This window comes from Bradyrhizobium sp. USDA 4452 (assembly GCF_054063575.1).
This window is the reverse complement of the sequence record NZ_JBSSGK010000001.1, coordinates 7,372,761-7,384,903: the sequence shown is the minus strand read 5'-3', so window position 1 is coordinate 7,384,903 and position 12,143 is coordinate 7,372,761. Positions and strand designations below refer to the sequence as shown.

The 12,143-nt window shown below is 64.8% G+C and carries 11 protein-coding genes; 2 read left to right on the top strand and 9 right to left on the bottom strand.

From position 1 onward, the window contains the following. Positions 1–122 precede the first annotated feature (122 nt). Entirely contained in the window at positions 123–1,319 is a 1,197-nt protein-coding gene (metK, locus tag ACVISU_RS34705; RefSeq protein ID WP_050403567.1) for a methionine adenosyltransferase, read from the bottom strand. Between the two features lie 60 nt (positions 1,320–1,379). Continuing rightward, a complete protein-coding gene (locus ACVISU_RS34700) occupies positions 1,380–2,735 on the bottom strand; it encodes a hypothetical protein (RefSeq protein WP_456709944.1) in 1,356 nt (451 codons plus the stop codon). Positions 2,736–2,932: 197 nt separating this feature from the next. On the opposite strand from ACVISU_RS34700, the gene ACVISU_RS34695 reads away from it, so the two are divergent. Beyond that, positions 2,933–4,648, top strand: coding sequence for a caspase family protein (locus ACVISU_RS34695; RefSeq protein WP_456709943.1), 1,716 nt, complete (start codon positions 2,933–2,935; stop codon positions 4,646–4,648). Between the two features lie 109 nt (positions 4,649–4,757). Here the strand turns inward: ACVISU_RS34695 and ACVISU_RS34690 are convergent, their stop codons facing one another. The 6 genes from ACVISU_RS34690 to ACVISU_RS34665 all read right to left on the bottom strand — a co-directional run bounded on the left by ACVISU_RS34690 (position 4,758) and on the right by ACVISU_RS34665 (position 10,549). Then, positions 4,758–5,876, bottom strand: coding sequence for a cobalamin-independent methionine synthase II family protein (locus ACVISU_RS34690; protein ID WP_050403570.1), 1,119 nt, complete (start codon positions 5,874–5,876; stop codon positions 4,758–4,760). A 19-nt stretch (positions 5,877–5,895) separates the two neighbouring features. Beyond that, a complete protein-coding gene (locus tag ACVISU_RS34685; protein WP_456709942.1) occupies positions 5,896–6,612 on the bottom strand; it encodes an ABC transporter ATP-binding protein in 717 nt (238 codons plus the stop codon). Next, entirely contained in the window at positions 6,605–7,357 is a 753-nt protein-coding gene (locus tag ACVISU_RS34680; RefSeq protein ID WP_456709941.1) for an ABC transporter ATP-binding protein, read from the bottom strand. Before ACVISU_RS34680 ends, ACVISU_RS34685 begins: the two co-directional genes overlap by 8 nt. Next, complete coding sequence (locus ACVISU_RS34675) at positions 7,354–8,385, bottom strand: branched-chain amino acid ABC transporter permease (RefSeq protein ID WP_050403573.1); 1,032 nt, start codon at positions 8,383–8,385, stop codon at positions 7,354–7,356. The genes ACVISU_RS34680 and ACVISU_RS34675 overlap by 4 nt, the downstream gene beginning before the upstream one ends. 7 nt (positions 8,386–8,392) lie before the next feature. Next, on the bottom strand, positions 8,393–9,262 hold the full coding sequence (locus ACVISU_RS34670; protein ID WP_456709940.1) for a branched-chain amino acid ABC transporter permease: 870 nt from the start codon (positions 9,260–9,262) through the stop codon (positions 8,393–8,395). Positions 9,263–9,367: 105 nt separating this feature from the next. Beyond that, a complete protein-coding gene (locus ACVISU_RS34665; RefSeq protein WP_456709939.1) occupies positions 9,368–10,549 on the bottom strand; it encodes an ABC transporter substrate-binding protein in 1,182 nt (393 codons plus the stop codon). A gap of 373 nt (positions 10,550–10,922) precedes the next feature. Here ACVISU_RS34665 and ACVISU_RS34660 point away from each other — a divergent pair, with 373 nt between their 5' ends. Further along, positions 10,923–11,201, top strand: coding sequence for a hypothetical protein (locus ACVISU_RS34660; RefSeq protein ID WP_050403666.1), 279 nt, complete (start codon positions 10,923–10,925; stop codon positions 11,199–11,201). 54 nt (positions 11,202–11,255) lie between these two features. On the opposite strand, the gene purU is transcribed toward ACVISU_RS34660, so the two are convergent. After that, positions 11,256–12,119, bottom strand: coding sequence for a formyltetrahydrofolate deformylase (gene purU / locus ACVISU_RS34655; protein WP_456709938.1), 864 nt, complete (start codon positions 12,117–12,119; stop codon positions 11,256–11,258). Positions 12,120–12,143: the final 24 nt, after the last annotated feature.

Genomic DNA, 12,143 nt, shown 5'->3' with positions numbered 1-12,143 from the left:
CCGCCTCTACAGGAAGAAGGCCGGGGGTGAGGGGCACGATCCGCGCTCTGAATTCGCGGAGATTCCCCCTCACCCGCCACTTCGTGGCGACCTCTCCCCGCAGGCGGGGCGAGGCAAGAAAGTTAGAGCGCGCGCTTCAGCGGCTCGACGAGATCGGTCTTCTCCCAGGAGAAGCCGCCTTCATTGTCCGGCGTGCGGCCGAAATGGCCGTAGGCCGAGGTGCGCGCGTAGATCGGGCGGTTGAGATCGAGATGGGTGCGGATGCCGCGCGGCGTCAGATCCATCGCCTTTGCTGCGGCCTTCTCGAGCTCATCCTCCGACACCTTACCGGTGCCGTGGGTGTCGATGTAGATCGACAGCGGGCGCGCCACGCCGATCGCGTAGGCGAGCTGCAGCGTGCAGCGGTCGGCAAGACCGGCCGCGACGATGTTCTTGGCGACATAGCGCGCGGCGTAGGCGGCCGAGCGGTCGACCTTGGTCGGATCCTTGCCGGAGAATGCGCCGCCGCCATGCGGAGCCGCACCGCCATAGGTGTCGACGATGATCTTGCGGCCGGTCAGGCCGGAGTCGCCATCGGGACCGCCGATGAAGAACTTGCCGGTCGGGTTGATGTGCCAGATCGTCTTGCCGTTGATCCATTCCTTCGGCAGCGCCTCGCGCACATACGGCTCGACGATGTCGCGGATCTGCTTCGACGAGAGGTCCTCGACCAGATGCTGATGCGACACCACGATCTCGCGGACGCCGACCGGCTTGCCGTTCTCGTACTGCACGGTGACCTGGCTCTTGGAGTCCGGTCCGAGCACTTTCTCCTTGCCGGAGTGGCGCGCTTCGGAGATCAGCCGCAGGATCTTGTGGGCGTAGAAGATCGGCGCCGGCATCAGGTCCGGCGTCTCGTTGGTGGCGTAACCGAACATGATGCCTTGGTCGCCGGCCCCCTCTTCCTTGACCTCGCCCGGCTGCAGCGCGTCGACGCCTTGCGCGATATCGGCCGACTGCGGATGCAGCAGGATCTCGATGTCGCAGGTCTTCCAGTGGAAGCCGTCCTGCTCGTAGCCGATGTCCTTGATCGCGGAGCGAACCACGCCCTCGATCTGCTCGTTGGTGACCGAAGCCGGCCCGCGGGTTTCGCCGGCGATCACCACCTTGTTGGTGGTCGCGAGCGTTTCGCACGCCGCGCGGATCTGCCACGGGTCGATGCCCGCCTTCGGCCCCTCGCGATAGAACAGATCGACGATCTCATCCGAGATGCGATCGCAGACCTTGTCCGGATGGCCTTCCGAGACCGACTCGCTGGTGAAGAGATAAGACGCGCGCATCAAGCAAACCCCTTGTTTCGTCGAAGTCCGACGTTGGTTGGTGAATATGTCCCCGGAATGTCAGTCTCGTCGCCGCGAGATGACGTAGGATTCGTCGTAGAACCACAGCCCGTTGTGCTTGCGGAGAACCTCGCGTGTGGCCTCGAGAGCTCGTCCGTTTTCGGTCGTTTCAGTCAGCCGCTCATCTTCGATCTGCGCGACATACACGGCTGCATTCCACGCGGCGAAGGCCGTCGAGGTTCCGATCGAGCCGGTCACCTCATTGGGCAGCGCTTCCATATCATATCGGAAGATCGATCGGTTATCGGCGTAGGCGTTGAAATTTAGCTCGCGGCCGGCCGAGCCCAACTCGTATTTCACCGCGCGCAGTATCTCATGACGGCTGACGGCGAAAGGATTTTCTCCGGGCCAGACGGCTTGAATGATTTCAAGTCCGGGATCGCTTCCGTGGGAGTGGATTCCTATCAGCCGTCCGCCGCCGCGCAGCGCGCGGGCGAGCGGCGCGATGATCCGCTTGGCGCGGAAATTCACCGAAGATTTGGCGCGATAGGGCTGCGAGGCGATCACGAGGTCGAAATTGGCCTCGGTCCGGCCGGCGCGGGGAATGATGGAATCGAGCAGGAAGCGGTGATCGTCGCGGTACAGCACCAGCGCCACCGGCCGCTCATAGATCGGCATCGCGTTGCCGGGGCTGAGGTTGGCGCGCCAGTTCTGCTCCAGGAAGGGGCCGAGTTCCGCGATCTGGGCCTCGAATTCGCCCGAGGACGCGCCGCGCAGGGCCACCTCGTGCCAGATCATGCTGGCGGCCGCCGCGGAGTTCTTCGGCGTCAGCCAGGGCGCCTCGGCGTAATACATGTTGGTGAAGACGAAGACGCTCGCCGGGTGCTCGAACAGTCGGTCGGGGACCTTGTCGAGGGTGAGGCGGACGTCCTCCAGGCTCAGTTCCTTGCCGGCGACATAGAACGGCATATGTGGGAAGCGGCCATGCATGGCACGCAGGACCCGCGCCAGCACCGTGCCGTCGCCCATCCCGGCATCGAACACCCGCAGCGCCGGCGGCCGCGGGTGGATCGCGGCCAGCTCCAACGCGACGCGATCGGCGATCACGCGCTTCTCGCTGCAGGTGTGCACGAACAACAGATAGCGCTGGCGGTTCTCGAAGAAGCGGAAATTGCCCCTCGGATCGCGCTTTTCCGGCGGCACCACGAGGCCACGCGGCGGCGCCACGCCGCCCGGCGTCGAGGTGGCGATAAAGGCATTGATGCGATCGAGCGTATCGATGGTGATGCGCTTGCCCTCGCGCAGCCGGTGCACCAGCTTGCCGTCATTGACGGCACGGCGGCCGAACGTCGTCTCCGCCATGTCGGAGTGGCGGCAGAAATCCGTGATCTGACTGAGGATTTCGTCGTTCTTCATCACGCCGAGTGGGCAGCTGTTCGAGTGGGACAGGAGTGGGCAGAAGTAGTGTGCTGCAAGGTGTTACCACCATTTTCCCACCTGTTGAACCCCCCTCCACGGCCGATCACCAAACAGTCATGGACAACCTCCTGGAACCGCCTTTTGGATCGGCGTGCTGTCACCGATCATCGTGACGGCCCACCTCTGGATGACCGATGCGCCGCCTGCTCCTGATCCCCTGTCTGCTCGCAGCCTTCCTGTGGTCGGCGCCCTGCTCTGCTCAGGCCCGCGCCCAGCTCGGCCCACTCTGCACGACCGACACCACGCCGGCCGACCAGATGATCGACGCCTGCACCAAGATCATCGCGTTGAAGGTGTTTTCCGGCGAGAAGCTCGCGACCATCTATTTCTGGCGCGCGGTGGGCTGGAACAAGAAAGGCAACTACGCGCAGGTGATCGCTGACGCCACCGAGGCGCTGCGCCTCAAGCCCAGCACCGCCGTCTACAATCTGCGCGGCTCGGCCTATTGCGACAAGGGCGAATACGACATCGCGATTGCCGACTTCAACGACGCCCTGCGCATGGGGCCGCCGAGCGGCATCATCTATCACAACCGCGGCAATGCCTATCGCGGCAAGGGCGAATACGCCAAGGCCATCGCCGACTACGACGCCGCGATCAGGACCGGTCCGAAGTCGGCGTTCTCCTATCAGAACCGCGGCTCATCGAAGCAGGCGCTCGGCGATCTCGACGGCTCGCTCGCCGACATCAACGAAGCGGTCCGGATCGATCCGTCGCTGCCGCAGCCGCTGATCAGCCGCGCCGTGATCTGGCGCGCCAAGGGCGAGATCGCGCGCGCGATTGCGGACACGACCGAAGCGATCCGGCTCGCGAAGGCGAAGGCGCCCGCCAACATCATGACGCCACCCGGCAGCGTGCTGATCTCGGCCCACACCCAGCGCGGCCTCGCCTATGAGGCCAAGGGCGACGCTGCGCACGCCAAGGAAGATTACGCCTCAGTGCTCGAAGGCGTGGCCTCCGATGCCGGTAGCAAGGCCAACCAGGCCACCGCCAAGGTGCGGCTTGCACTGCTCAAGGAAGCCGACGCAGCGCCGCGCAAGACCGCGGCGGCACCTGCCGCCGAGAGCAGCCCTGCGCCCGCACCGCCGGCGCCCACCGCGCCCACGGCACGCGTGCAGGCCGCAGCCACCGCCCGACGCGTCGCGCTGGTGATCGGTAACGGCGCCTATGCGCATGTCAAGGCGCTGCCCAACCCGCCGAACGACGCCCACGCCATCGCAAGGAGCCTGCGCGACATCGGCTTCACCGTCTCCGAAGGGCTCGATCTCGATCGCGACGCGATGCAGACGACGATCCATGATTTCCTGCGCGAGGCGGCGCGGTCGCAGATCGCCGTGGTCTACTACGCCGGCCACGGCGTGCAGGTCGATGGCCGCAACTACCTCGTGCCGGTCGATATCGAATTCAAGGCGGGCGGTCGCATGACCGACGCGATGGTCGACATGGACACCATCATGGCCGGCCTCGACGACCAGATCCGCACCAACATTTTGATCCTGGATGCCTGCCGCAACAATCCCATGGCTCCGCAGGTGGCGTCCTCCGGCCCGAGCCGCGGCATCGAGGCCGGCTCAGGCCTTGCCGCGCCTGCCTCGCTCGGATCGGGCTCGACGCTCGGCGCCGGCACGCTGATCGCGTTCGCGACCGCGCCGGGCCAGGTCGCGCTCGACGGCGAAGGCGCCAACAGCCCGTTCTCGGCCGCACTGTCGCGCCACGTCGGCACGCCCGGCCTCGAAGTGCAGCAGATGCTGACGCGGGTCCGCGCCGAAGTCGTCGCCGCGACCAAGGGCAAGCAGGTGCCGTGGTCGAACTCCTCGCTGCTCGGCGAGGTCTATCTGGCGGAGAGGTGAACCCCTCTGTCATTGCGAGCGAAGCGAAGCAATCCATGCCTCCACAAAAGCAAGGGTGGATTGTTTCGTCGCTGTCGCTCCTCGCAATGACACGAGGATACAGCGGAGGCTATTTCCCCCACACCTCGTTTGCGACCTCGACCGCGAGCCTGAGCTTGGCCCACTGCTCTTCCTCGGAGAGGATATTGCCCTCCTCGGTCGAGGCGAAGCCGCATTGCGGCGACACCGCGAGCTGCTCGATCGGGGCGAACTTGGATGCCTCCTCCAGCCGCCGCTTGATGTCGTCCTTCTTCTCGAGCTCACCGAACTTCGAGGTGATGACGCCGACCACCACGACCTTGTTGCCCTTGGGCAGGAAGCGCAGCGGCTCGAAGCCGCCGGCACGATCGGAATCATATTCGAGGAAATAGCCGTCGTAATTGGTGCCGGCCAGCATGGTCTCGGCGACCGGCTCGTAACCGCCGGAGGAAATCCAGGTCGAGCGGAAATTGCCGCGGCAGACATGCGTCGTGATCACCATGTCGGACGGACGATCGGCGATCGCGTAATTGATGATGCGGGCATAGATCTCCTGCAGGCCGTCGGGATTGTCGCCGCGGTCGCGCGACTTCTGCAATTCCTCCGGCGAGCACAGATAGGCCCACACCGTGTCGTCGAATTGCAGGTAGCGGCAACCGGCGTCGTAGAACGCTTTCACCGCCTTGCGATAGGTCTTGCCGAGGTCCTGATAGAACTCCTCGAGATCTGGATAGACCTCCTTCGAGATCAGCTTGCGGCCACCGCGGAAGTGCAGCACCGCCGGCGACGGGATCGTCATCTTCGGGGTGACATGCGCCTGGTCGGCGTTTTTCTTCAGGAACCTGAAGTGATCGAGCATCGGGTGATGATCGGAGAAGTCCAGCTTGCCGATCACCCTGATGGCGTCGTGCCGGGTCTGCACGCCCGCGAACTGGATGCCCATGTCGGGGTGGAACAGCTCGCAGCCGGTCAGATGGCTGAGGAAATCGAAGTGCCACCAGGAGCGGCGGAACTCGCCGTCGGTCGCAAGCTTGAGGCCGACCGAGGCCTGCTTGTGCACGACCTTCTCGATCTCCATGTCCTCGATCCTGCGCAGCTCGTCGGCCGAGATTTCGCCCTTCTCCAGCCTGGCGCGCGCTTCCTTGATCTTCGGCGGACGCAACAGGCTGCCGACCTCGTCGGCGCGGAACGGTGGCTTGGTTCGCTGCATGGTGAACTCCCTGATGGCGTCAGTGTTTTTTGGTCCCGGCGACGCCGAGATGGCGCTCGAGGACGGAGGGATCGGCCTTCAGCGCGCTGCTTGCGGCATCATGCACGATCGTCCCGCGTTCCAATATCACAACGCGGTCGGCGAGCCCGAGAATCTTTTGGGCATTCTGCTCGACGATGATCGAGCAGATGCCACCTGAGCGGGTGACGGTTCCGATCGCCTTTAACAATTCCTCAACGATGATCGGCGCAAGGCCTTCGGTCGGCTCGTCGAGCAGCAGCACCTTCGGGTTCAGCGTCAGCGCGCGACCGATCGCCAGCATCTGCTGCTCGCCACCGGACAGCTGGTTGCCGAAATTGCTGCGCCGCTCCTTCAGGCGGGGAAACATCTCGTACACCCGCTCGACCGTCCACGGCCCGGGCTGCGCCACCGCGGTCATGTTCTCCTCCACCGTCAGCGAGCGGAAGATGTTGCGCTCCTGGGGCACCCAGCCGATCCCGGCTCGGGCGCGCTGGTCGGGCCGCAGCGCCGTGATGTCTTGGCCCGCAAGCGCGATGCTGCCACTGAGGCGCCTGACGATGCCGACAATCGAATTGATCAGCGTGGTCTTGCCGGTGCCGTTGCGGCCGAGCAGCGCCAGCACCTGGCCCTCGGCAAGCGCCAGCGACATGTCGGGCAGCACTACCGCCTCGCCATATCCGGCGCGCAAGCCCTGGATGGAGAGCAAGTCAGACATCGGTCGTCTCGCCGAGATAGACCGCCCTCACCTGCGGATCGCGTGCCACCTCGTCGGGCGCGCCTTCGGTGAGCAGGCCGCCATTGACCAGCACCGAGATGCGGTCGGCGAAGGAGAACACCAGATCCATGTCGTGTTCGATCAGCAGCACCGTGACCTCGCGCGGCAGCGCCGCAACCGCCGCCAGGATGTCGTGGCGTTCGCTCTCGGGCACACCGGCGGCGGGCTCATCGAGCAACAGCACCCGCGGCCTGGCGGCGATCGCAACCGCGATCTCGAGCAGGCGCTGCTTGCCGTAGGGCAATGTCGAGGTGAGCTCGGTCATCACGTCGAGCAGATGGAAGCGCGACAGGATCTCGGCGATCTCGGCATTGACGTCGTCGCGCGTTCCCATCCGCCGCCACCAGTCGCCGCCGCGGCCCATTCGTTCGGAGACCGCAAGCCCGATGGTTTCGAGCGGGGTCAGGTCGGCATAGAGCTGGTTGATCTGGAAGGTGCGCGACAGCCCGCGCAGCACCCGCTTGTGCACGGAGAGGCCGGTGATGTCGTAGCCTTCGAGCAGGATGCGCCCGCTGTTCGGCGTCAGTACCCCGGTCAGCTGGTTGATGACGGTGGTTTTGCCGGCTCCGTTCGGCCCGATCAGCGCGTGGCGGGCGCCCTGCACCACCTTCAGCGAGAGGTCGCGGGTGACGCGAAGCCCGCCGAAGGACTTTTCGAGGCCGCGGGTTTCGAGCGCGATCGTCATGGCGCGTCGCCCTCGGGCACGGTGACGGCGGCCTTGCGGCCGGCGCATTGTCGGATGATCAGGTTCGGCACGAACAGCACCCAGCGGTGGATGCGCGCGCGGCCGACCATCACGATCATGACCAGCACGAGGCCGATCCAGAACAGCCAGTATTGCGGAGTGATGCTCTGAAACAGCTCCTGCAGCATCTTGAACACGACCGCGCCGATCAACCCGCCATAGAGATAGCCGGTGCCGCCGATCACCAGCACCAGCATCAAATCGGCGGAGCGCTCGAAGGAAAACACGTCGAGCGAGGCCAGCGCCGTGGTCTGGGTGAACAGCGCGCCGGCGATTCCGGCATAGAAGGCGGCCAGCGTATAGACCGCGATCAGGCGGCGGTTGACCGGTATGCCGATCGCGGCCGCGCGCAGCGGATTGTTCCTGATCGCGCGCAGCGACAGGCCGAACGGCGAATGCACCACGCGGCGGGCCAACAGGAACAGGATGAACAGCACGATCAGCGAGTAGAAGAGCCCGGTCTTGCCGAACATGTCGAAGGCGAACCGCCCGAGGATCGGCTGCATCTCGATACCCTGCAGGCCGTCGGTGCCGCCGGTGATGTCGGAGAAGCGTTCGGCGAGCGCTTCCAGCAGCAGCGCGATGCCGAGCGTGACCATCAACCGGGTCAGGTCGACACCGCGGATCACCAGGAAACTGGTCAGGAAGCCGAGCACCGCCGCAACGAGACCGGCGACGACCAGCGCGATGACGGGCTCGTTGATGATGCCATGCAGCGCCAGCAGGCCGGCCGAATAGGCGCCGACGCCGAAGAAGGCCGCGTGGCCGAGCGAGACGATGCCGGCGTAGCCGAGAATCAGATCGAGCGAGACCGCGAACAGGCCGAGCCGCACGATATCGGTCATGATCAGATAGCGCGACGGGAACAGGAACGCACAAGCCAGCGCCAGCACCCAGAAGGCGACCTCGCTGATCCGCCAGCGCGCGCTGGCCATCGCGTGGGTGGAGACGTCGGACAACGCGGTCATATCAGCCTCACCGCGCCGCGGTGCGGCCGAACAGGCCGTTCGGGCGCCAGAGCAGGATCACGATCATCACCGTGTAGATCACGAAGGGGCCGACCTTCGGCACGTAATATTTGCCGGCGACGTCGGCGATGCCAAGCAGCAGCGAGGCCAGGAACGGCCCAGTGATCGAGGACGAGCCGCCGACCGTCACCACGATCAGGAAGTAGATCATGAATTTCAGCGGGAAGTACGGATCGAGCCCGAGGATCTCCGCGCTCAGCGCGCCGCCAAGCCCGGCAAGGCCGCAGCCGAAGGCGAAGGTGAAAGCGAACACTTGCGGCACGTTGATGCCGAGCCCGATCGCGGCGCGCGGATCGTCGACCGCGGCGCGCAGGCGGCTGCCGAACCGCGTCTTCGCGAGGATCAGCTGCAGCGCCAGCGTGAGCAGGCCGCAGATCGCGACGATCATCAGCCGGTAACGCCCGATGCCGACGCCGAACAGGTCGATCTGCCCCTCCAGCGCCGCCGGCAATTTGATGAACACCCGTGACGATCCCATGATGTAGTCGACCGCCGCGACCGACATGAACACCAGACCGATCGAGAACAGCACCTGGTCGAGATGGCTGCGGCCATAGAGATGCCGGTACAGCGTACGCTCCAGCGCAACGCCGATCGCGGCACTTCCGACAAAGGCGAGCGGCAGGCCTGCGAAGAACGGCCAGCCGGACTGATTGACCAGCACGGCGCAGATATAGCCGCCGGCCATGGCGAAGGCGCCATGCGCGAGGTTGACGAAGTTCATCAGCCCGAGCGTCACCGCAAGCCCGCAGGCGAGCACGAACAGCAGCATGCCGTAGGCGACGCCGTCGAACAGGTTGGTGAGGACAGAAGCCATCGGGTCACATCAACCGAGAGGACGCAAAGGACACCACGTCGACGGGTTCGTCGTGGCCGGGCTCATTGTCCCAGCCGCGACGTGGAGAAGCGTAGTTTTCGCGCGTCACTTCTTGGTCTTGCCGGAATCCTTGACGGCCTCGAAAGTCGCGAACTCGACATTGTAGAGCTCGCCGTCGACCTTCTCGACCTTGCGGATATAGATGTTCTGCACGATGTCGCGGGTTTCCGGATCGATCGAGATCGGACCGCGCGGGCTCTCCCACGTCATACCCTTCATCGCCTCGATCAGTCTGTCGCCGTCGGTCGCGCCACCCGTCTTCTTCAGCGCCTCGTAGATCAGATGGATGCCGTCATAGCCGCTGACCGCCATGAAGCCCGGGCGATTGCCGAACGCCTTCTTGTAGGCGGCGACGAATTCCTTGTTCATCTGAGACGGATGCGCTGCCGAATAGAGATGCGCGGTCACCGCGCCGAGCGCGGCATCGCCCATGTTGTTGAGCAGGTCGTCGTCCATCACGTCGCCGGGGCCGATCACCTTGATGCCGCCCTTGTCGAGCCCACGCTCGGCATATTGCTTCATGAAGTTGCCGCCCTGCCCGGCCGGCACGAACACGAACATCGCGTCGGGCTTGGCATCCTTCATGCGCTGCAGGAACGGCGCAAAGTCGGGATTGGCGAGCGGGACCTTGACCTCTTCCACGATCTCGCCGCCACCGGCGGTGAAGTGCTGCTTGAAGAAGGTCAGCGCGTCATTGCCCGGCGCATAGTCGGAGGTCAGCGTCGCGACCTTCTTGATGCCGTTCTTGACCGCCCAGTCGCCGATGATGGTGGAGGACTGCGCCAGCGTGAAGCTGGTGCGCACGATATAGGGCGAGCGCTCGGTGATGATCGAGGTGCCGGCGGCCATTACGACTTCCGGGATCTTGGCCTGCGTCGCCAGCGGCGCCGCGGCGAGCGCCGCGGGCGTCACGCCGAAGCCGGCGATGAAGTTGACCTTGTCGTTGACGATCAGTTCCTGCGCGAGCCGTTTGGTGTTGTCGGGCACCGCGGCGTCGTCCTTCAGGATGATCTCGATCTTCTTGCCGCCGACGGTGTCGCCCTTCTGCTGCATGTAGAGCTTGATGGCATTATCGATCTGCTTGCCGGTCGAGGCCTGCCCACCGGTCATCGGCAGGATCAAGCCGATCTTGACGGCGTCGTCCGCCCACGCCGGCATGCTGGCGCACCAACCCGGAAGCACGGCCGCGGCGGCGCCCCACAGCAACATCTTGCGACGATTCAACATCGACGTCCCTCCCCCTTCCATTGTTCTGCGTCGAGCCGAGTGCCCGGCCCTTGCCTTATCTTGACCCAAGCCTGTCACGGCCGAGCCGTCACGCGACAAGGCGTTTCCCCGCGCCCTCTGTCAATCGGACGATGGACGTGTGTCGCGCGCCTCGATTTGGCCCAGCGGCAGAAACAAGTATCACGATACCAGAACTATTCTCCGAAACTCAACGCCCCAACATGAACCGCTCGCGCGCTCAGCCGCTGTAGGCTCGATTCATTTGTACGATCGTGCAAATCAAGCGCCACTGTCAACAAACAAGCACAATTGCAGCCGAACGGTCGCGCCCAACATCATCATCCATAAAGTTCAGGGCTGTATGCTGCCGCCAATGCCGATCTTCACACGCCACATCCCTGTCCTGACTGCCCTCGCGCTCGCGACCTGCGCGCTCGGAGGATGCGGCACAGTGAACCAGAAGGTTTCGGCCGGCATGGCCGACTACATTCCGGCCTGGGCCGGTGGTCTGCCGGCAGACGCGCCACCGCGGCCGGGCACCCCGGAATACGACAAGTTCATGCAGGAGCGGGAACGCAAGCGCCTGATGCCGGCGGCGGAGCGTGGCGACGACGCCAAGCCGGCAGCGCCGGCGCAGAGCGCTGCCCATTGAGCATCGGGCCCTTCGCGCCTGCAGCGCGTCATGGGCGACGCGTGAAACTGCGGATCAGTCCACGAACACCACGGTCTTGCGCCCGTTGAGGATGACGCGGTCGGCGAGATGGTAGCGGATCGCCCGCGCCAGCACGCGGCGCTCGATGTCGCGGCCCTTGCGCACGAGATCCTCGGGCGTGTCGCGATGGCTGATGCGCTCGACGTCCTGGTCGATGATCGGCCCCTCGTCGAGATCGCTGGTGACATAATGCGCGGTGGCGCCGATCAGCTTGACGCCGCGCTCATGCGCCTGGTGGTAGGGCTTGGCGCCCTTGAAGCCCGGCAGGAAGGAATGATGGATGTTGATGCAGCGACCCGACAGCCGCGCCGACATCTCGTCGGACAGGATCTGCATGTAGCGGGCGAGCACCACGAGGTCGGTCTTGGTGTCCTGGGCGAGCTTCCAGACCGCGTCTTCCTGCTGCCGCTTGGTCTCTTTGGTCACCGGCAGGTGATGGAACGGGATATCGCCGAAATCGACCGAACCGTAGACTTCGCGCGGATGGTTGGAGACGATCGCGGTCGGGATCATCTCGAGCTCGCCGGTGCGCCAGCGATAGAGGATGTCGACCAGGCAGTGATCGGACTTTGACACCAGCAGCATCACCCGGCGGCGGCTGGCGCGATCGCGCATCTGCCATTCCATGCCGAAACGCTCAGCGATCGCGGCAAAACCGGTCTGCAGCGCCGGCAGCCAGACCGCAAGATCGGCGGCAGTGAACACCACGCGCATGAAGAACTTGCCGGTCTCGATGTCGTCGAATTGCTGGGCGTCCAGGATGTTCTGCCCATTATGCGCAAGGAAGGTCGAAACCGCAGAGACGATCCCCGGCCGGTCGGGACAGGACAGGGTCAGAACGAATTGATGGTCGGGCATGCCAATTGACCAAAGCTTGAGCAG

Bases quoted from the DNA above. Each gene is read 5' to 3' on its own strand.
- metK (WP_050403567.1), bottom strand. From the start codon at position 1,319: ATGCGCGCGTCTTATCTCTTCACCAGCGAGTCGGTCTCGGAAGGCCAT.
- ACVISU_RS34700 (WP_456709944.1), bottom strand. From the start codon at position 2,735: ATGAAGAACGACGAAATCCTCAGTCAGATCACGGATTTCTGCCGCCAC.
- ACVISU_RS34695 (WP_456709943.1), top strand. From the start codon at position 2,933: ATGCGCCGCCTGCTCCTGATCCCCTGTCTGCTCGCAGCCTTCCTGTGG.
- ACVISU_RS34690 (WP_050403570.1), bottom strand. From the start codon at position 5,876: ATGCAGCGAACCAAGCCACCGTTCCGCGCCGACGAGGTCGGCAGCCTG.
- ACVISU_RS34685 (WP_456709942.1), bottom strand. From the start codon at position 6,612: ATGTCTGACTTGCTCTCCATCCAGGGCTTGCGCGCCGGATATGGCGAG.
- ACVISU_RS34680 (WP_456709941.1), bottom strand. From the start codon at position 7,357: ATGACGATCGCGCTCGAAACCCGCGGCCTCGAAAAGTCCTTCGGCGGG.
- ACVISU_RS34675 (WP_050403573.1), bottom strand. From the start codon at position 8,385: ATGACCGCGTTGTCCGACGTCTCCACCCACGCGATGGCCAGCGCGCGC.
- ACVISU_RS34670 (WP_456709940.1), bottom strand. From the start codon at position 9,262: ATGGCTTCTGTCCTCACCAACCTGTTCGACGGCGTCGCCTACGGCATG.
- ACVISU_RS34665 (WP_456709939.1), bottom strand. From the start codon at position 10,549: ATGTTGAATCGTCGCAAGATGTTGCTGTGGGGCGCCGCCGCGGCCGTG.
- ACVISU_RS34660 (WP_050403666.1), top strand. From the start codon at position 10,923: ATGCCGATCTTCACACGCCACATCCCTGTCCTGACTGCCCTCGCGCTC.
- purU (WP_456709938.1), bottom strand. From the start codon at position 12,119: ATGCCCGACCATCAATTCGTTCTGACCCTGTCCTGTCCCGACCGGCCG.